Here is a 19425-nt window from a genome sequence, read left to right as displayed (position 1 = left end):
TTGCTCGCAGGCCTTTTCTGAGGCTTTAGGAAATTATAAGGAACTACTTTGTGTATAAGTTAAAAAGTGTATAGACGTCCAGCTCCAGCACCCAGTTGTTCAAAGATAAGATAGTATATACTTTTGAACTTAGATAGCTGTCTAACCTTACACCTGCCATGCTCGGGCCTAAGCCATCCCACCCAATAAACCAAAACCGGGTTTCTTGTGCGGTTTGTCTTAGTCCTGCCGCATGGCTCCATTTTCATTGAAGAAAAATCAAGGAGTGAAATCAAAAATGAAAAAGGACCGGTGACGGTTTTTCTTGCTTATTTTCTTTTCTCAATCGCAACAATAAATGGCGGTGCATTTCTTTGGTTCATAAAGCCGTAGTGAAGGACATGAGCCCGGTCTTGAGGCAAAGTTGTCACGTAAGACATCAGGGCATCTTTTTCTATCGCGCCTTCCGGATGACCGTGATAAACAACGAGGACGATAATTCCTTCAATCGCCATCAAATCAAGCAATTGCTCAATGGCAGCGATCGTTGAGTCCGCTTCGGTAACGATCGACTTGTCTCCGCCAGGTAAGTAGCCAAGATTGAAAATCGCAGCTGTTACTTTACCCTTACAGTCTTCAGGAAGGACATTTTTCAGCTGGTCGTGACTTTGCAGAAACAAAGTCGCTTTTTGTTCAGCATTATTTTCGGCAAGTCGTTTCCTTGTTTGTTGGATTGCCTCTTCCTGTACGTCGAAGGCGAATACATGTCCATCTTCGCCAACTAGATTTGTCAGAAAAAGCGTATCGTGACCATTCCCGGCTGTGGCATCAATCGCATAGTCACCGGATGAAATCGCCTTTTCTAGTAAAATACGCGCATATGGGAGGATTCGATCAAGCTTCAATGTTTTTGCCTCCAACAGCTGTGTAATATTTTCCTTGCCAGCTATCACGACGTTTCAGCTCCGCATCAATCGCATTTAATACTTCCCATTTGTTAACGCTCCACATTGGTCCAATCATTAAATCGATCGGTCCGTCACCCGTAATACGGTGAACAATCATTTCTGGAGGGATGATTTCCAATTGATCGACGACAAGCTTGATGTACTCATCGAAAGATAAAAATTGCAGCATACCTTTTTCATATTGCTTCACCATTGGCGTTCCTTTTAATAAATGAAGCAGGTGGATTTTGATGCCTTGCACATCAAGTTTTGCTACTTCGCGTGCTGTTTCGAGCATCATTTCAGGAGTTTCCAGTGGCAGGCCGTTAATAATATGCGAACAAATACGGATATTGTGCTTGCGAAGCTTTTCTACACCTTTCACATACGTTTCATAATCATGCGCACGATTAATGATGTTAGCTGTTTTCTCATGGACAGTTTGTAATCCTAACTCCAGCCATAAATATGTTCTTTCGTTAAGCTCTGCTAAATATTCGACAACATCATCTGGCAAGCAATCCGGGCGAGTAGCGATGGATAGACCGACTACACCTTCTTGCTGCAGGGCAGGCTCGAACTTTTGTTTTAAAACTTCCAATGGGGCATGCGTATTAGTATACGCTTGGAAGTATGCCATATATTTGCCATCCTTCCATTTTTGGTGCATTTTCGCTTTAATGTCTTCGAATTGTTTTTCTATTGGATCGACACGATTTCCGGCAAAATCTCCTGAACCTGCCGCAGAGCAGAACGTGCAACCGCCAAAAGCAACAGTGCCGTCACGGTTCGGGCAATCGAAGCCGCCATCAAGCGCAACTTTAAACACTTTATGTCCGAATGTGTTTCTTAAATGGTAGTTCCAAGTGTGATAGCGTTTGTCATCACTTGCATATATAAATGGGTTATTCTGATTCAAATCAGAAACCTCCTTAGTTAAAATTGTGCATGAAAAATATTGTAACATGAATGCCCGACGTTATCCATTGAAGGCTGTACCAAATGCGGAATCGACCCGCAAGTAAGGAACAGTGACTAAGGGCGCTACGTCCTGTAGCAACGTCACTGTGACTCTCATCCTGAGAGCCTCCGACCAGCATAAGACAGCTCTCTGTAGGAAATCCGTTTTTGATTTCTGGAGGAGAGATGGCTTATGACCTCGAGGGGCTGGTCGATGTAGCTAGACAACTAATGTTCGTTGGTATAAAGAAAAAACTCCCACTTAGTAATGGCTACTTTATTTAAATAGAAGGCACATAAATCTCACACAATAAGATGAACAATATTATTTTATTATGGGAGGTACATGTAAAATGGCAACTAGACAATCGATTGATGCATGTTTACAAAACTGTGAGGAAGCGTTAGGTTTTGCTCAGCATCAATATGAGGAAGCGTCTAAACAGGAGCATTATAATGATGATTTATATACACAAAGCCAGCAATTGCTGGAGACAGCTTACAATGAATTAGAAATGATGTCCCGAAGCGCCAATGAACAGCAGCGCCAACAGTTGGTGAGAATGAGAATGCAAATCGAACAAATGCAGCACAATATGATTTTACTGAGACATTAAAAGAAAAACCGGAACCGGTCCTTCTTTGCTTAATGTAATGAAGAATTAATTAGCAGATATAATGATGCGAGATAAGGTCTGGAAAATCGCGAATCAAAGAAGAGACATGCGGCAGGACTAAGACAAGCCCGTCATGAATCCCGGTTTTGGATTCATAGAGGGAATGGCTTAGGACCCAGCATGTCAGGTGAAGGTTAGACATGAAAATCACGTTTAAAGAAACATCGGCTAAGATCGTCACGTCCTGTGGATTCTGTCAGCTTGTAGTCTGAAAAAGATTACAAGCTTTTTTAAATTATTTGAAACCGTATCGTTGATTGGGCGTATAATCAAGGTAGCAAGATTCGAGGAGGAAATAGAAATGAATAATCATGAGATTGATTACAGACTACACGGGGACGACATGCAGTTTGTGGAAGTGGAATTGGATCCAAATGAGACAGTTGTAGCTGAAGCAGGAAGTTTAATGATGATGGAAGACGGTATCAAGATGGAGACAATCTTTGGTGACGGTTCTCATCAATCTTCAGGCGGAGGATTAATGGGGAAATTATTCTCAGCCGGAAAACGTGTTATTACTGGAGAAAGTTTATTTATGACAGCTTTCACAAATAGCGGCACAGGGAAGAAATGCGTTTCATTCGCTTCTCCATACCCGGGGAAAATCATTCCGATGGATTTAAGCGAACATGACGGCAAAATCATCTGTCAAAAGGACGCTTTTTTAGCGGCAGCTAAAGGTGTAAGCATCGGGGTTGAATTCCAAAGACGAATTGGCGCCGGTTTCTTTGGAGGCGAAGGATTTATTATGCAAAAACTTGAAGGAGACGGTTTAGCTTTCATACATGCCGGCGGGACGATCGTTCGTAAAGATTTGGCTCTTGGTGAAACGCTTCGGGTTGATACAGGTTGCTTAGTAGCTTTTACTAAATCTGTTGATTATGACATCGAGATGGTTAAAGGTGTGAAGACAGCATTATTCGGTGGTGAAGGATTATTTTTTGCGACTTTAAGAGGTCCGGGTACAGTCTGGATTCAGTCACTTCCATTCAGTCGCTTGGCAAGCCGTGTATTTGCTGCTGCGCCTTCAAATGGTGGAAGAAAAGATGAAGGCAGCGCATTAAATGGATTATTTGATATTTTAGGTGGGGACCGTTCAAATTAAGGCGAAAAGATAAGTCTTATTCATATAGATTTACTATAAAACGGAGTGATAGTACTAGGCTGTCACTCCGTTTTTATGTGGCTTTGAAGATAGCTCAGCAGATAGTACGTATCTCTAAAAATTCTCAAAATTACAACTTAACCAATCCCAAGCACTATTCGTTGCAGAATTTAGTGAAGGTCACTAAAATTATTTTGTTATACGAAATAGAAGCAGGGAGCGGATGGTGAAATGCCAAGAAATCTTTGGTTCATTGTGATCGGAATGGTCATTAATGTGACGGGCTCTTCTTTTTTATGGCCCTTAAATACAATATATTTACACGATCACCTTGGAAAATCGTTATCGATTGCCGGTTTAGTGCTGATGGTTAATGCCTTTGCGACGGTAATCGGAAACTTAATAGGTGGTTTTTTATTTGATAAAATTGGCGGTTATCGCTCCATTGTCGTTGGTGCAGTCATTACTTTATCGGCATTGATCGGGCTGACAATCAATCATGGCTGGCCGCAATATGTGGTTTGGATGATCATTATCGGATTCGGATCAGGTTTGATTTTTCCGGCAATGTATGCGATGGCAGGTTCGGTATGGAAAGAAGGTGGAAGAAAAGCTTTTAATGCGGTCTATGTTGCGCAAAATCTGGGTGTAGCAGTAGGTTCTGCATTAGGTGGCTTGATCGCTTCTTTCTCTTTTGATTATATATTTGCTGCCAATATGATTATGTATGTAATCTTTCTTTTGTTAGTGTTATTGACTTATAAAAATATTGAAAGCGACCCTCAAGTAAATGCGAGCGCCATTCTGCAACAGCCGGTGAAAAGCAATAGAATGCTTTATGCTTTGCTGGTGCTATGTACAGGTTATTTATTATGTTGGGTCGGGTATGTACAATGGACGGCAACAATTTCCGCATATACACAGGAGATTGGCGTGACGCTAAGACAATATAGCTTACTATGGACAATCAACGGGGCACTTATTGTATTAGGGCAACCTTTTGTCAATAAACTGATCAGCATATTCATGAAGAAAGTGAAGCTGCAAATGATTGTCGGGATGATTATTTTCATGGGCTCCTTTGCTATTGCAGCTTTTGCGACGAATTTTTCCGGTTTTTTAACGGCAATGTTGATATTGACTATCGGTGAAATGCTTGTATGGCCTGCGGTGCCGACGATTGCCAGCGAGCTGTCTCCGAAAGGGAAAGAAGGCTTTTACCAGGGCATCGTCAACAGCACAGCGACAGCAGGACGAATGATTGGACCTTTATTGGGCGGGTTGCTTGTAGATTTTTATGGTATGCAGATGATGTTTTTCGTATTAATGATTTTGTTTGTTGTAGCGATTGGAACGACACTTCTTTATGATAAATTGCTGTCCAGAACCAGAACGGAAAAAGTAGCAGTGGCAGAATAACTCTAACTGAATAATTTACTGTAAATAGAGTTATACTAAGGCTACTTGCAATTTTCTCTAAAATTTACTAAAATAACAGTTAACATCTTTTTAATTGAAAAATAATAGCGTTGAAAAGGATTAGTAGCATGAAGGAATGCTTCAGAGAGCTGACGGTCGGTGCAAGTCAGTGCAGGAATTATGTGAACTCGCCTTGGAGCTGCAAGTGTGAATTATAGTAGTGCTTGCCGTATCATTTACGTTACAAATGTTTGAGCGGGACGTTTTTTAAAAGCGTCAACTAGGGTGGTACCGCGGGAAGATATAATCAATAATCCTCTCGTCCCTTTTTAGGGATGAGGGGCTTTTTTGTATATAAAAAAACAAAGTATCGTGCAGTTAGTTTGTATTTAGGAGGAAATTAGATGAGCTTTAATCATCAGGAAATCGAGAAAAAATGGCAGAAGTACTGGGAAGAAAATAAAACTTTTAAAACGCGTGAAGAGGAAGGGAAACGCAAATTCTACGCATTAGACATGTTTCCTTACCCATCAGGAGCGGGTCTTCATGTAGGGCATCCGGAAGGATATACAGCAACGGATATTTTAGCTCGTATGAAACGTATGCAAGGCTACAATGTTCTTCATCCAATGGGATGGGATGCATTCGGTCTGCCAGCTGAGCAATATGCTTTAGATACAGGCAATGATCCAGCGGAATTTACAGCGAAAAATATTGATACTTTCCGTCGTCAAATGAAATCGATCGGTTTCTCTTACGATTGGGACCGCGAAGTGAACACAACAGATCCGAATTACTATAAATGGACACAATGGATTTTCACAAAGCTATACGAAAAAGGTTTAGCATATGTGGATGAAGTGGCTGTTAACTGGTGTCCTGCTTTAGGAACAGTTTTAGCAAATGAAGAAGTTGTTGATGGCGTGAGTGAGCGCGGCGGACATCCGGTAGAAAGACGTCCTATGAGACAATGGGTACTGCGCATCACTGCTTATGCAGATCGCTTAATCGAAGATTTAGATGAGCTTGATTGGCCTGAAAGCTTAAAAGAAATGCAACGCAACTGGATTGGACGTTCTGAAGGGGCGGAAGTGAAATTTGCGATTGACGGACATGATGAGAGCTTTGAAGTATTCACGACTCGTCCGGATACATTATTCGGTGCGACATATGCAGTATTAGCGCCGGAACACGGTTTAGTAGAAAAAATTACGACAGCAGAACAAAGAGAAGCCGTTGAAGCATACATTCAAAAAGTAAACAGCAAATCTGACCTTGAAAGAACAGATTTAGCAAAAGAAAAAACAGGCGTATTCACAGGGGCTTATGCGATCAATCCGGTTAACGGTGCAAAAATGCCAATCTGGATCGCTGATTATGTATTAATGAGTTATGGTTCCGGTGCAATTATGGCGGTACCTGCTCATGACGAGCGTGATCATGAATTCGCAAAAACATTTGATCTGCCTATCATTGAAGTTGTTGCAGGAGGAAATGTTCAGGAAGAAGCGTACACTGGCGACGGTCTTCATGTTAACTCCGGCTTCTTAGACGGCTTAAATAAAGAAGAAGCGATTTCTAAAATGATTGCTTGGTTAGAAGAGAAAGAGATTGGAACGAAAAAAGTAACATATCGCCTTCGCGACTGGTTATTCAGCCGTCAACGTTATTGGGGCGAGCCAATTCCGGTTATTCACTGGGAAGATGGCACAAGCACAACAGTTCCGGTTGAAGAGCTTCCATTAACATTACCGAAAACAACAAACATCCGCCCTTCAGGCACTGGCGAATCACCGCTTGCTAACATTGAAGAATGGGTAAATGTTGTTGATGAAAATGGACGCAAAGGTCGTCGTGAAACAAACACAATGCCTCAGTGGGCAGGAAGCTGCTGGTACTTCTTACGTTACATCGATCCACATAACACAGAAGCTTTAGCAGACCCTGAAAAATTAAAACAATGGCTGCCTGTTGATATTTATATCGGCGGAGCTGAGCATGCGGTTCTTCACTTACTGTACGCTCGTTTCTGGCATAAATTCTTATATGATATCGGTGTGGTTCCAACGAAAGAGCCATTCCAAAAACTGTTCAACCAAGGGATGATTCTTGGTGAAAACAACGAAAAAATGAGTAAATCTAAAGGCAATGTTGTAAACCCTGACGATATCGTAGCTAGCCACGGTGGAGATACACTTCGTCTTTACGAAATGTTCATGGGTCCATTAGATGCATCAATCGCTTGGTCTACAAATGGTCTTGACGGTTCTCGTCGCTTCTTAGACCGAATCTGGCGTCTACTTGTTGATGAGAATGGCAACATTTCATCTAAAGTTGTCGACACTGATGATACAGGAAAACTTGAAAAAGTATACCACCAAACAGTGAAGAAAGTAACGGAAGACTTTGAAGGCCTTCGCTTTAACACTGCGATTTCACAACTGATGGTGTTCATCAATGAAGCATACAAAGCGGAAGTATTGCCTAAACAATACGTTGAAGGCTTCGTGAAATTAATTTCTCCAATCGTTCCGCACATCGCTGAAGAACTTTGGAGCAAGCTAGGCAACGAAGATTCAATTGCATATGCTGCATGGCCTGCATATGATGAAGCAAAATTAGTCGACGATGAAGTAGAAATCGTTGTTCAAATCAACGGTAAAGTGAAAGCGAAATTAATGGTACCAGCTGATGCAACTCGCGAGAAATTAGAAGAGATTGCAATGGGTGAAGACTCCATTAAAGAGCAAATCGACGGAAAAACAGTACGCAAAGTAATTGCTGTTCCTGGTAAATTAGTTAATATAGTTGCGAATTAATTAAGAAATACCGTCACCGGCCCTTTTTCATTTATGAATTTGCCTCACTAATTCATTTCAATGAAAAAGGAGCCATGCGGGAGGACCAAGCATGGCAGGTGTAAGATTGGACACTCAACTCCGTTCCAAAATATATATTTATCTTTAAACAAAATCCCGGAATGAACCTGATGGTTTTTCCGGGATTTTTTATGCTGTTTAGAAAGACTTTCTAAACAGTTACTGGACTGGCTCCAGCGGGTCGGACGAATTATTCACAAATTGGGAAGAATTAATTTAAAAAGTGGATGAATTGTTTGCGAATTGGGGTGAAATGTTGAGAGAAGCAGATGAATTGTTTATAAAAGTAGAAGAATAAACTGTAAAACTGGAAGAATTACGATAGAAACCTGTTTATTCTCTGAGGAGGAACCTTGTGAACGAAGAGCCGGTTCCTGGTTTGGTGCAGAATTTAACCATGAGAAGGAGCTTCGACTGGTAAACTTGCAAGTAAAAGTGGCTTAATCAATGAAAACTCCTTGCCAACAGAGTAAATCAAGCAAGTAACGTGAATTTCGCCTTTACAACGATTACAATGAAAGCAGTTTAATGAACGATACAGGAGGAAGATGGGATGAGTGAAATTAAAACGATTACAGCCGGGGAGCTTCAAGCAAAGGTGGAAGCTGAAGAAGTGTTGAATATCATTGATGTTAGAGAGGATTTTGAAGTAGCGAACGGGATGATTCCGAATGCCATTCATATTCCGATGAACACAATTCCGGAGAAATTAGATGTATTCGATTCGGAGCAGACATATTACATCATTTGTGCAGGCGGGGTCAGAAGCGAAAATGTTTGTCATTATTTAATCGCAAACGGCATTCAGGCTGTCAATATGGAGGGCGGCATGTACAGCTGGAGCGGTGAAGTGGAATAAGAAAAAACGTCACCGGTCCTTTTTCGACATGATTAAGCTACTTAGATTCGCCTCGTTGAAAAAGGAGCCATGCGGGAACCGAAAAGCGGAAGCGGCCCGCAAGTAAAGAACAGTGACTAAGAACGCTACGTCCGCATATCTTCGTCGCTGTGACTCTCGTCCTGAGAGCCTCCGACCAGCATAAGACGAATCATGTAGGAAATTGACAAATTTCCGGAGTGATTTGGCTTATGACCTCGAGCTGTCAAATTCATCACTTGTCAGTCATGAATTTGACAAGATACTCAAGGAAGTCTAATTGCAGATGAAAACTGGCTGGCCGCTGCAGCTAGAGTTTTGGTTTCTTGGGTGGGGTAGCTTAAGACCATGTATGTCAGGTGTAAGGTTAGACAGCTATCTTCGTTCATAAAGAAGCAGCCCGTTCAGCCTCTTTGTATGTTATACTTTTCTGTCTTTTTGGTCAAAATGAAAGAAAAGGCTTAAAAGGGAGAGGTTGAAATGGTTAAAGTGAAGGTCTTTGATTATGAGCATGAGAAAGATTTAGAAAAAGAGATGAACGCTTTCTTGAAAGACATTGCAGAGGATCAGCTTCTTGATATTAAATATGATGTAGCAGCAATCGGAGAAGATGAGGATGAACAAATTTATTGTTTTTCTGCGATGATTGTTTATAGGACAAAATAAAACAAGCTTGGGCATTGCGCTCAAGCTTGTTTTTTATGTTTGTGACACTCATCCTGAGAGCTTCATTTCATACGGTGCTTTTTAGGGGTCGCTTCCGCATTTCGGTTCCCGCATGGCTCCTTTTGCATTGAAGAAAAATCAAGTAGTGAAATCAAAAATGAAAAGGACCGGTGAGGTTTTTCTTATTATAAAGAACGGCAATAGGCGGCAGCGTTAACACCGGCTAATCGCCCGGTCACAAGTGCAGACGTGATGTTATATCCGCCAGTGTAGCCGTGAATATCTAAGATTTCGCCGCAGAAATAGAGACCATTCATTAATTTCGAACTCATTTCTTTCGGATGAACTTCTTTAACGGAAATGCCTCCGCCGGTCACGAATGCTTTTTCTAAAGAAAGCGTTCCGTTTACGGTAAAAGTGAAGCCTTTGCACAATTGAACAAACGTCCGGAGTTTATCATGGGCAATGATATTGCCCGGCTCATTTTCATCAATTTCAGCCTTATGCAATAAAAATTGCAAGTAGCGCTCCGGCATTTCGCCTTTTAATATATTTTTGATTGCTTTTTTGTTACCATCTTTTAACAGCTTATTGAAATGCTGGAAAAGCTCTTCTTGATTATAATCAGGGAAATGGTCAAGTTTCATCGTCACTTCCGTCAAGTTCCATTTTTTCATTGCTTTCACGACAAATTGGCTACAACGCAGAACAGCAGGGCCGCTGATGCCAAAGTGTGTAAAGATCATATCCATTTTATGTGTGATCAACGCTTTTCCTTTTGGGTTCAATACGCTCAGCTCGACATCTCGAAGTGACAAGCCTTGCAGTGATTTGTTTCTGATGAACGGTTCACCGGAAGTTAGCGGAACTTCAGTCGGATACAGTTCCGTGATAGTATGCCCGGCCTTTTTCGCCCAAGCATATCCGTCTCCGGTCGATCCGGTCTGCGGGACAGATTTACCGCCTGCAGCAAGAATGACAGCATCGCATTCGAATGATTGTCCATCCTTTAATAAAACAGAACTTACATGTCCATCTATATATTGAATATCCTTTACAGGCGCATTTTTCATCACCTTGACACGGTAGCGCTCGAGTTGGCGCAGCATCGCATCGACAACATCGGATGATTTATTGGAGACCGGGAACATTCTTCCGTGATCCTCTTCTTTTAGAGCAACACCAAGCTTTTCAAAGAAAGCGATAATATCTTTATTGTTATATATACTGAAGGCACTGAATAAAAAACGGCCATTTCCGGGAATGTGCTTAATAATTTCATCTACGGGCAAGTTATTAGTGACGTTGCAGCGTCCGCCTCCGGATATCGCCAGTTTTCTTCCGAGCTTATCTCCTTTTTCCAGCAAGAGCACTTTTGCCCCTTTTTCTCCGGCAGCGATTGCTGCCATCAAACCGGAGGGCCCGCCACCGATAACGACTACATCAAATTTCATGTTTTCACCAACTAATTCATATTTCATGACTATTATTATAATCGAAGTTGCTCTTATATAAAAATAGTTGGTAGAATAGAATGTATTCTGGTGAAAAAGTCACAATAGTCAGATACAGAATGCTATTTCTATGTAATGCCTAATAAAACCATTTCAGATACAGACAGGTTGTGTGGTAAGATTAAGGGCGAGTTACATAAGGATCTACAATAGAGAGGGATTATATGTCATCTAAATTATTAAAAGGTACTTTTATATTGACGCTGGGAATGGTTCTTTCCAAAGTGCTCGGTTTATTATATGTTATTCCGTTCAATGCAATTGTAGGAGCGGAGGGGCTATCCTTATATCAATATGCATATGTACCTTATACAATCTTTTTAAGTATCGCAACAGGCGGATTGCCATTGGCTGTATCCAAGTTTGTTGCTAAATATAATGCATTAGGTGAGTATGCGATTGGGCAAAGATTATTTAAATCAAGCTTGAAAATCATGATGGCTACCGGATTCATCGCTTTTCTTGCCATGTATTTGTCCGCTCCATCTTTAGCAGCAGCTATGAAATCCACACAGGGCTTCTCTGCTGAGGATATCACTACTGTTATGAGGGCTGTCAGTTTTGCTTTAATTTTAATTCCTGTGATGAGTATGATCAGAGGATATTTTCAAGGAAATGAATCGATGGGGCCAACCTCTGTTTCGATGGTATTGGAGCAACTGATTCGTGTAGTTGTGTTGCTTGGCGGCTCATTTGTGGTTGTGTATTTGTTTAACGGCAGTATTGTGGCAGCGATTAGTGTTGCGACATTCGCTGCATTTGTTGGGGCAATAGGAAGTTTGGCAGTATTGCTGTGGAATTGGAAAAAGAGCAAACCTGCTCTGGATGCTCAGCTGCTGAAAGACAAAGGTGAAGTTCACATTCCGCTCGGGCAAATGTACAAAGAGATTATTATTTATGCGATTCCGTTTGTATTTGTCGGAATTGCGATGTCACTCTTCCAACTTGTTGACCAGTTGACCTTCAATAAGGCAATGGCAGATATCGGGCTTGGCCACACTTCTGAGACAGCGTTAGGAATTTTGAATGTTTCGGCGCAAAAGCTCGTCATTATTCCGATGACGCTTGCGACCGGATTCTCAATGGCGATTGTCCCGTCTGTTACGAAGGCTTTTGTTGAAAATAATAAAGCGGAGTACACGAATCAACTGAATCAGGCATTTCAAATTTTGCTTTTCTTGACGTTGCCGGCGGTATTCGGCATGTCTTTATTGGCTGAACCGATTTACACGCTGTTTTATGGCTATGACGCATTGGGTGTTAGCGTGCTGCAAACATATGCACCGACAGCGGTGTTATTTGCAGGCTTCTCTGTATCCGCTGCTATTCTGCAAGGAATTAACCAACAGAAGTACACGGTGTTAAGCTTACTGGTTGGGATTTTGGTCAAGCTTGTTTTAAACATTCCGTTCATTCATTGGTTTGAAACAGAAGGTTCTGTATATGCAACGACGTTAGGATATCTTGCGGCGACATGCATTAATTTATATGTCATTTATTATTTTACTGGCTTTAAATACAATACGATTGTAAAGAGAACATTGTTAATGGCGATTTTCACAGCCATCATGGCAGGAGCTGTATGGTTGACAATGACAGGCCTATCCTTCTTCTTGGATGCAACTAACAGGTGGCAAGCGATCATTATAATTGTTCTGAGTGTAGCTATCGGGGCAATATTCTACTTTGCTTTAGCGCTAAAGTCCACACTGGCTCGGCGATTGTTCGGCAGCAAAATCGACCGTTTGAAAAATAAATTAGGTGTCTAAAAGAAAAAAGTCTGAAATAGAGAGACCTTGCTATTAATGGCGAGGTTTCTTTTGCTAATATGAATGATGGAGTGGTTACAAAATGAGAATAGATAAAATGCTTGCGAATATCGGCTACGGCAGCCGCAAGGACGTTAAAAAACTATTGAAAGCAGGGGCAGTCAAAATTGATGGCACTGTTATAAAGGATGCAAAGCAGCACGTTGATCCGGAAACACAGCTCGTGACGGTTTACGGTGAAGAAGTGGAATATCGTGAGTTTATTTACTTAATGATGAATAAACCGCCTGGTATTTTATCGGCAACAGAAGATGACCGACAAGAAACCGTTGTCGATATTCTTGAAGAAGAGGATCAAATTTTTGATCCGTTTCCGGTAGGAAGATTAGATAAAGATACAGAAGGTCTGCTGCTGTTGACGAATGACGGCCAGCTGGCGCACAGACTGCTTTCTCCGAAGAAACACGTGCCGAAAACGTATTACGCGCGAATAAGCGGAGAAGTGACGGATGCGGATATTGAAGCATTCAGCAAAGGGGTTACGCTTGAAGATGGCTACCACACAAAGCCAGGACAATTGAAGATTTTATCAGCTGGTCCGGTCTCGGAGATAGAATTGACGATAACTGAAGGCAAGTTTCATCAAGTGAAACGAATGTTTGAAGCAGTCGGCAAGAAAGTGACTTATTTAAAACGGCTGACAATGGCTAATCTCGTATTGGATGAAACATTGGAATTGGGAGAATATCGCGAGCTGACTGATGAAGAATTGGAAGCATTAATGCAATACGAAAAAAAATCCGAGCTGTGAGAGGCTCGGTTTTTTATTAAGAGGTAAATATATATTAAGAGGTTCGTTTTATTTTTTTATTTGTAGCCTTCCACTGGCCGCGGCTCGGGCTTATAACTAAGTCATTATAAGCAAGCACATTTAAATCACGTTGAATAGTACGAGGAGTGATGCCAAATTCATCGACAATGTCTTGCGTCGTTACAGTACCGTTTTGTCTAATGAAAAGGTAAACGGATTTGATACGGGTTAGCATCCTATTGGTTGAAGGTTTCAAAATACCACTCCTTACTTCTTATTAGCTTACAGGAATGAAGTTTCGCCTAACTGGTACTTACGGTTACATTCCCGTTACTTCCCAAAACAAGTGCTAACAACAACTACAAACTGTTAAGAATAAAGCATTGTGATTTTGAAATTCATACATCTCCTTTTCCTCAATGGAAGAGCGTAAAGAGGGCTATCAAAAATACATTTGATAATCTCCCGTGTACACTTATATTTTAACTGCTATTAGCTGAAAAAGCTAACAAATTTCTGAAAACTTTCAAAAAAAGTTTTATTACAGTAATAATATGATGAAATTTGAGGAAGTTATACATTATTTGAGAAATATTTACATAATTTACGCAGAGTAATTCATTATATAGAAGTAATTCTTTCAGAAGCAGGCTTTTATTTGGCAATTATGTATTAAGAATCAGCCGTTAAGGAGTATAATTGTAAGAAGAGTCAATGAAATTTAATTCTTGCCGGAATTTAGAGGCTGCATAGAGATTTCAATCAAAAGGAGAGTTTACTGATGAACCAAATAAATTGGACAGAAGAAGTGAATAAACGAAAAGAGCAACTGATTAAAGATACACAGGAGTTTTTGCGTATTAAAAGTGTGCTCGATGAAGAAAACGCAACACCGGAAGCCCCTCTTGGCAAGGGCGTTCAGGAAGCGCTGCAATATATGCTGAAAAAAGGCGAAAATGACGGCTACACAGTAAAGGATGTTGAACATCTGGCAGGTCATATAGAAATGGGAAAAGGTGAAGATATTCTCGGAATTCTTTGTCATGTTGATGTTGTTCCGGAAGGAGACGGATGGAGCAGTGATCCGTACGGCGCCGAAATTCGAGACGGGAAGATTTTCGCCCGCGGTGTACTTGATGATAAAGGCCCGACAATGGCTGCTTATTATGCGATGAACATCGTGAAAGAATTGGGACTTCCATTATCAAAACGCGTGCGCATGATTATAGGAACGGATGAGGAGTCAGAATGGAGATGTGTTGATACATACTTTAAGCATGAGGAAATGCCGACATTAGGATTTGCACCGGATGCTGATTTCCCGATTATTTTCGCTGAGAAAGGGATTTGGGATTTTTATATGAATCAAGCTCCGAACTTGGAAGCCGGTTCAGCAGATATAACAGTGAAGCAATTTGAATCGGGAAGAAGATTCAATATGGTCCCTGATTATGCAACAGCAGTTCTTGAAGTGAAAGAGGCGCCAGCAGCTATTAAAACAGAATTCGAAGCATTTCTGGCTAAAAATGAATTGAAAGGTGCAGCGAAAGAAGAAGGCAATACGATTGTCCTTGAACTTGAAGGGGTTTCAGCTCATGGGATGGAGCCGAAAAACGGTGTAAATGCCGGTCTGTATTTATCGCTATTCTTGAATGAACTTCCATTATCTAAGCATGCAAATGACTATTTCACTTTTGTTGTGAATTATTTATTTAACGATTCAAGAGGCAAAAGCTTCGGTATTGCCTATAACGATGAAGAAACAGGAGACGTAACGCTGAATGTCGGTCTGATGCGCTATTCCAAAGAAGAAGGCGGACAAGTCGGCATCAACTTGCGCTACCCGGTTTCTTATGGTCATGGAGTAGCAAGTGATAAACTGCAGAAAGTTTTAAAAGAAAATCACTTTGCTTTAAGTACACTTTCTCATTCAAAACCGCATCATGTGAAATCTGACAGTTTCCTGGTGCAAACTTTATCGAAGGTGTATGAAGGACAAACGGGCGAAAAAGCCGAATTGATTGCGATCGGTGGCGGAACATATGCCCGTTCTTTAGAAGCGGGTGTCGCATTCGGACCGTTGTTCCCTGGGCGAGAAGATATTGCGCATCAAAAAGATGAATATATGTATATAGAGGATTTATTGAAGGCAACTGCCCTATATGCAGAAGCAATTTACGAACTGGCGAAATAATTGCTTTTACGATAAAAGGGATGGGGGAATGAAGTATGGGGAAGGTTTTTCTTAATGGACAATTCATTGACCGTACAGACGCCAAAATAGACATAGAGGATCGTGGCAATGTATTCGGCGATGGCATATATGAAGTTGTCCGCGTTTATGACGGAAAGCTGTTTACTTTAGAAAAGCATTTGCAGCGATTAATGCGGAGCGCTGAAAAGATTTATTTGAGAATGCCGTATGAGCCAGAGCAGATCAAAGCAATTTTGATGCAGTTAGTGAAAGAAAATGATTTAGAACTCGGCATTGTTTATATTCAGGTAAGCAGAGGGGCGGCGGTACGTCAGCATATCTTTCCGGGTGAAGATGTGCCGGTCACTTTTTTTGCCTTTACAAAAGCGTTAAAGCGTCCTGATGCTCAGATGAAAAATGGTGTGAAAGCGAAGACAGCGGAAGATATACGCTGGTTGAAATGCGATATTAAAAGCTTAAATTTACTGGGTAATATTTTAGCGAAACAAGATGCAGCAAGTGAAGGCTGCTATGAAGCGATTTTTGTTCGCGATGGTTTTGTGACCGAAGGCAGTTCTTCCAATATTCATATAGTGAAAAACGGTAAAGTGAAAACACACCCTGCCAATCATCTCATCCTAAACGGCATATCACGTATAGTCATGCTGGAACAATGTGAGAAACTGAATATTACTGTCGAACAATCGCCTTTCACCGAAAATGAGCTTTTACAGGCTGATGAAGCATTTATGACAAGCACAACATCGGAAATTACTCCGATTGTCGAAGTGAACGGGGAGAAGATCGGCAATGGGCTAGTCGGTCCAACCACCTTAAAGCTTCAGCAATCATTCGAATCAGTAATTAAGGAGCAATGCAAAGCTTAGTGATTCTTTTATAGGGTCGGTGCAAGAAGATTCTTGTGCCGGCTTTTATTTAATAAATGATAGGAGGTGACTGTGTGAAAAAGCACTATTTTATTGCGCTACCTCTTCCGGAGAACGTGAAGCAATTTTTGCAGGAAAAAGTGGAATTATTGAAAAAACAACTGCCATTCCAACGATGGGTGCACCGGGATGATTTACATTTGACACTTGCATTTCTCGGCGATGCAGAACCGAACCAACTTTTAGAATGCTGGAAAGACTGTGAAATGGCGCTTCAAAATGAACATCCGTTTACCCTTCACATAAATCACTTCGGTATTTTCGGCAAAAAGGAACAACCGCGAGTTTTCTGGTGTGCACCTCATTCAGAAGACCAACTGATATCGATTCAGTCGGCTGTAGCTGATGCTTGCAAAAAAAATAATTTCGCTTTGGAAGAACGACCGTTTCGGCCGCATATAACACTGGCAAGAAAATATCGTTCAGAGGACCTTTTTACAGAAGGAGACCTTCGATTGTGTCAACAGCTCTTGAAAGATTGTCCGCCATTCCTTGTAGAAGAAGTAACTTTATTTGAAACAAGGATGGACCAAGAGCCGAAATATATAAAGAGAGAAAGATTGTATTTAAGATAAACAGGGGATTGGTGTGAAAAATGGGACAGCTCATCAAATTACAAGATTATATTTCTCGTTATGAGCAGGATATTTATCGGTATCCGACTCAATATGTGAGATTGAAAAAGCAACAATGGTCCAAACTGCAACATGCTTTTCAAACAGGGGTACTGCAAGAAATGATTCAGGCAGATACTGAAGAAGAGCCATGGATTGAAGAAAAACCGAGCTTATTGGATAAACTGAAAAATGTTGTGAAAAGAACGGAGAAAAGGGGAGAAGCGGAAGACAAGGCTGAAAAGAAAGCGAAAGCAGGCCAGGAAGAAGAAATGTTCTTTTCGATGATTACTGTGCCGGAAACAGAGAAAGATTTGAAAGTGACCTTTCTGGATCAGTTGTTTCACTTTCAAATGAAGTGGGCAACAACGACTATACGTGAACGATCCTTAGTCGATCGAGCGTATTATCGGGATGAAAAATTAAAGCTTCTTTTGCAGCGTTTTCCTGATACATATCTTATCTTATTTGAACCGGTTCTTCGTATTAACAAAGCACCGATTCAGATCGATACCATCATATTAACTCCTACTGCCGCTTGGTGTATCACGTTTTTGGAAGAGATGGATTTATCTGTTTATGAAGGTAACAATGATAAGTTTTGGGTGAGAAGGCATCACGAGGAAAAGGAGCAAAGAGTGCTGAATCCGTTGATTTCTTTACAGCGCTCAGAAAAAATAATCAATAAGCTTTTTAACTTATATCAAGTTGAATTGCCGATTAAGAAAGCTGTTATATCAAGGAATAGTTTTATTGAATATACTTTAGGCATGAAAGATTTATTCATTTTAGATAAAAAGCGCTTTCCAGAATGGTTCGAGATGATGAGAAAGTCAAATTCTCCTATAAAGCGCCAGCAAATAAAGGGTGCGGAGGTTTTACTAAACTATAGCCAAACAACGTCCATGATGCGAATGGAATGGAGTGATTACGATGATGTTGGATCCAGTGATGCGGAATCGTGATCAAGCTAACCATCAATTTGTGCACATTATTAAAAACGGCAATCCCGCCTCCGTAAACAGCCGGAAAATTTGGAAGGAAACGGAGAAACGATTGCAAGAGAAGGAAATTCAATATGCTGTATATAGTACGGAATACGCTGGTCATGCTAAAGAGATTGCAAAAGAAATATTGAATAAGTACCGGACAAGAACCGTTTTGCTCATTGTTGGCGGCGATGGAATGATACATGAAGTAATTAATGGTGCCGCATCATATTCTCATGCTGTCATTGCCTGCATTGCGGCCGGCTCCGGCAATGATTACGCGAGGGGTGTACAGAAGATTCGTAACGTTAGTGAAATTACGCATCTTTTAAACGAGTCTGAACATCATACGGATGTCATCGATATAGGGGAAATGCAATACAAACATCAAAAAATGTTTTTTGTAAATAGCTTAGGACTTGGGTTTGACGCCAGCATATGCAAGGCTGTCAATGGATCGAAGCGGAAAAAGCATTTTCAAAAATGGAAGCTTGGAAAGTTTATATATTTATATTATTTATTCAGGCAATTATTTATATTTCGGCCATTTCCATTGCAGATTGAAGCTGATGGAAAGAAAAAGACTTACAATAAGGTATGGTTTATCGTAGTGGCTAATCAGCCATATTTCGGAGGTGGATTAAAGATTGCCCCCGCTGCTTCAGTCCATGATGGGAAACTTCATGTTATCGTTGTCAGCAACATACCTTCATTCTTGTTTTTGCTTATGTTTGCGACCGTTTTTTGGGGCGGGCACTTAAAAATGTCAAAGTACGTTGAACAATTTATGTGCAGCCGCATACATATGGCGACAGAGGAAGATGTGCCGATTCAGGCTGATGGGGAAATTGTCGGATATTCCGAGGTGGATGCAAAAGTAGTCCCGGAAAAATTGAAAGTTATATCAAAGTAATTGTGTATATTCAGTAAAGTATTTCTTTTTATACTTACTTGACGGAATAGGGCATTTTACATAAAATCTAGATTAGGTGTCTATTGCATATAATGCGATAGTTGTCTTTTAGTTTTAAAATCTAGTAAAATATGATATTATTCTATATTGTCTACTCTGAAGAAC

The 19425-nt window shown here is 40.8% G+C and carries 17 protein-coding genes and 1 other annotated feature; of the genes, 13 read left to right on the top strand and 4 right to left on the bottom strand.

The features are described from left to right. Positions 1-308: 308 nt before the first annotated feature. Both IEO70_RS19555 and IEO70_RS19550 read right to left on the bottom strand, forming a co-directional pair. Positions 309-884 carry a class I SAM-dependent methyltransferase gene (locus IEO70_RS19555; RefSeq protein WP_191000061.1) on the bottom strand — a complete coding sequence of 192 codons (576 nt, stop codon included), beginning with the start codon at positions 882-884 and terminating at the stop codon, positions 309-311. After that, entirely contained in the window at positions 874-1845 is a 972-nt protein-coding gene (locus IEO70_RS19550; protein ID WP_191000060.1) for a TIGR01212 family radical SAM protein, read from the bottom strand. Before IEO70_RS19550 ends, IEO70_RS19555 begins: the two co-directional genes overlap by 11 nt. Before the next feature lie 394 nt (positions 1846-2239). Here IEO70_RS19550 and IEO70_RS19545 point away from each other — a divergent pair, with 394 nt between their 5' ends. The 6 genes from IEO70_RS19545 (at position 2240) to IEO70_RS19520 (ending at position 9509) form a co-directional block, all read left to right on the top strand. Continuing rightward, positions 2240-2503: a YtzC family protein gene (locus IEO70_RS19545; protein ID WP_191000059.1), complete on the top strand. Its 264-nt coding sequence runs from the start codon at positions 2240-2242 to the stop codon at positions 2501-2503. 361 nt (positions 2504-2864) lie between these two features. After that, positions 2865-3668 (top strand): TIGR00266 family protein, encoded by an 804-nt coding sequence (locus IEO70_RS19540; RefSeq protein WP_191000058.1) that lies wholly within the window; start codon positions 2865-2867, stop codon positions 3666-3668. Positions 3669-3899: 231 nt separating this feature from the next. Further along, positions 3900-5087 carry an MDR family MFS transporter gene (locus IEO70_RS19535; protein WP_191000057.1) on the top strand — a complete coding sequence of 396 codons (1188 nt, stop codon included), beginning with the start codon at positions 3900-3902 and terminating at the stop codon, positions 5085-5087. A 101-nt stretch (positions 5088-5188) separates the two neighbouring features. Further along, positions 5189-5417: a binding site (T-box leader), on the top strand. Between the two features lie 74 nt (positions 5418-5491). After that, the gene (gene leuS, locus IEO70_RS19530) at positions 5492-7906 is read left to right on the top strand and encodes a leucine--tRNA ligase (protein ID WP_191000056.1); all 2415 of its coding nucleotides are present in this window, start codon (positions 5492-5494) and stop codon (positions 7904-7906) included. Positions 7907-8519: 613 nt separating this feature from the next. Continuing rightward, positions 8520-8825: a rhodanese-like domain-containing protein gene (locus IEO70_RS19525; protein WP_191000055.1), complete on the top strand. Its 306-nt coding sequence runs from the start codon at positions 8520-8522 to the stop codon at positions 8823-8825. 498 nt (positions 8826-9323) lie between these two features. After that, a complete protein-coding gene (locus IEO70_RS19520) occupies positions 9324-9509 on the top strand; it encodes a sporulation protein Cse60 (protein WP_191000054.1) in 186 nt (61 codons plus the stop codon). Positions 9510-9694: 185 nt separating this feature from the next. Here the strand turns inward: IEO70_RS19520 and IEO70_RS19515 are convergent, their stop codons facing one another. Further along, positions 9695-10963, bottom strand: coding sequence for a BaiN/RdsA family NAD(P)/FAD-dependent oxidoreductase (locus tag IEO70_RS19515; protein ID WP_191000053.1), 1269 nt, complete (start codon positions 10961-10963; stop codon positions 9695-9697). A gap of 224 nt (positions 10964-11187) precedes the next feature. Between IEO70_RS19515 and IEO70_RS19510 the strand changes: the two genes are divergently transcribed. Continuing rightward, positions 11188-12792: a putative polysaccharide biosynthesis protein gene (locus IEO70_RS19510; RefSeq protein ID WP_191000052.1), complete on the top strand. Its 1605-nt coding sequence runs from the start codon at positions 11188-11190 to the stop codon at positions 12790-12792. Positions 12793-12874: 82 nt separating this feature from the next. Next, positions 12875-13603: a pseudouridine synthase gene (locus IEO70_RS19505; protein WP_191000051.1), complete on the top strand. Its 729-nt coding sequence runs from the start codon at positions 12875-12877 to the stop codon at positions 13601-13603. 34 nt (positions 13604-13637) lie between these two features. Here IEO70_RS19505 and IEO70_RS19500 read toward each other — a convergent pair whose 3' ends face one another. Further along, entirely contained in the window at positions 13638-13859 is a 222-nt protein-coding gene (locus tag IEO70_RS19500; protein WP_191000050.1) for a DeoR family transcriptional regulator, read from the bottom strand. A 525-nt stretch (positions 13860-14384) separates the two neighbouring features. Here IEO70_RS19500 and pepV point away from each other — a divergent pair. The 5 genes from pepV to IEO70_RS19475 all read left to right on the top strand — a co-directional run bounded on the left by pepV (position 14385) and on the right by IEO70_RS19475 (position 19260). After that, complete coding sequence (gene pepV / locus IEO70_RS19495) at positions 14385-15797, top strand: dipeptidase PepV (protein WP_191000049.1); 1413 nt, start codon at positions 14385-14387, stop codon at positions 15795-15797. 35 nt (positions 15798-15832) lie between these two features. Then, positions 15833-16684, top strand: a complete 852-nt coding sequence (gene dat / locus IEO70_RS19490) for a D-amino-acid transaminase (RefSeq protein ID WP_191000048.1) — start codon at positions 15833-15835, stop codon at positions 16682-16684. Between the two features lie 74 nt (positions 16685-16758). After that, complete coding sequence (thpR, locus tag IEO70_RS19485) at positions 16759-17319, top strand: RNA 2',3'-cyclic phosphodiesterase (RefSeq protein ID WP_191000047.1); 561 nt, start codon at positions 16759-16761, stop codon at positions 17317-17319. 20 nt (positions 17320-17339) lie between these two features. Then, entirely contained in the window at positions 17340-18323 is a 984-nt protein-coding gene (locus IEO70_RS19480; RefSeq protein ID WP_191000046.1) for a nuclease-related domain-containing protein, read from the top strand. Next, positions 18292-19260: a diacylglycerol/lipid kinase family protein gene (locus tag IEO70_RS19475; RefSeq protein WP_191000045.1), complete on the top strand. Its 969-nt coding sequence runs from the start codon at positions 18292-18294 to the stop codon at positions 19258-19260. The genes IEO70_RS19480 and IEO70_RS19475 overlap by 32 nt, the downstream gene beginning before the upstream one ends. The last annotated feature ends 165 nt before the right edge of the window (positions 19261-19425 follow it).

The sequence above is a fragment of the Peribacillus faecalis genome, assembly GCF_014712675.1.
In the GTDB taxonomy this organism is placed as follows: domain Bacteria; phylum Bacillota; class Bacilli; order Bacillales; family DSM-1321; genus Bacillus_AD; species Bacillus_AD faecalis.
The sequence above is the reverse complement of the archived record's forward strand: the minus strand, read 5'-3'. Positions and strand labels throughout refer to the sequence as shown.

What these genes read in the sequence shown, in the direction of transcription:
- IEO70_RS19545 (WP_191000059.1), top strand. Translation starts at nt 2,240, where the DNA reads ATGGCAACTAGACAATCGATTGATGCATGTTTACAAAACTGTGAGGAA.
- IEO70_RS19540 (WP_191000058.1), top strand. Translation starts at nt 2,865, where the DNA reads ATGAATAATCATGAGATTGATTACAGACTACACGGGGACGACATGCAG.
- IEO70_RS19535 (WP_191000057.1), top strand. Translation starts at nt 3,900, where the DNA reads ATGCCAAGAAATCTTTGGTTCATTGTGATCGGAATGGTCATTAATGTG.
- leuS (WP_191000056.1), top strand. Translation starts at nt 5,492, where the DNA reads ATGAGCTTTAATCATCAGGAAATCGAGAAAAAATGGCAGAAGTACTGG.
- IEO70_RS19525 (WP_191000055.1), top strand. Translation starts at nt 8,520, where the DNA reads ATGAGTGAAATTAAAACGATTACAGCCGGGGAGCTTCAAGCAAAGGTG.
- IEO70_RS19520 (WP_191000054.1), top strand. Translation starts at nt 9,324, where the DNA reads ATGGTTAAAGTGAAGGTCTTTGATTATGAGCATGAGAAAGATTTAGAA.
- IEO70_RS19515 (WP_191000053.1), bottom strand. Translation starts at nt 10,963, where the DNA reads ATGAAATTTGATGTAGTCGTTATCGGTGGCGGGCCCTCCGGTTTGATG.
- IEO70_RS19510 (WP_191000052.1), top strand. Translation starts at nt 11,188, where the DNA reads ATGTCATCTAAATTATTAAAAGGTACTTTTATATTGACGCTGGGAATG.
- IEO70_RS19505 (WP_191000051.1), top strand. Translation starts at nt 12,875, where the DNA reads ATGAGAATAGATAAAATGCTTGCGAATATCGGCTACGGCAGCCGCAAG.
- pepV (WP_191000049.1), top strand. Translation starts at nt 14,385, where the DNA reads ATGAACCAAATAAATTGGACAGAAGAAGTGAATAAACGAAAAGAGCAA.
- dat (WP_191000048.1), top strand. Translation starts at nt 15,833, where the DNA reads ATGGGGAAGGTTTTTCTTAATGGACAATTCATTGACCGTACAGACGCC.
- IEO70_RS19480 (WP_191000046.1), top strand. Translation starts at nt 17,340, where the DNA reads ATGGGACAGCTCATCAAATTACAAGATTATATTTCTCGTTATGAGCAG.
- IEO70_RS19475 (WP_191000045.1), top strand. Translation starts at nt 18,292, where the DNA reads ATGATGTTGGATCCAGTGATGCGGAATCGTGATCAAGCTAACCATCAA.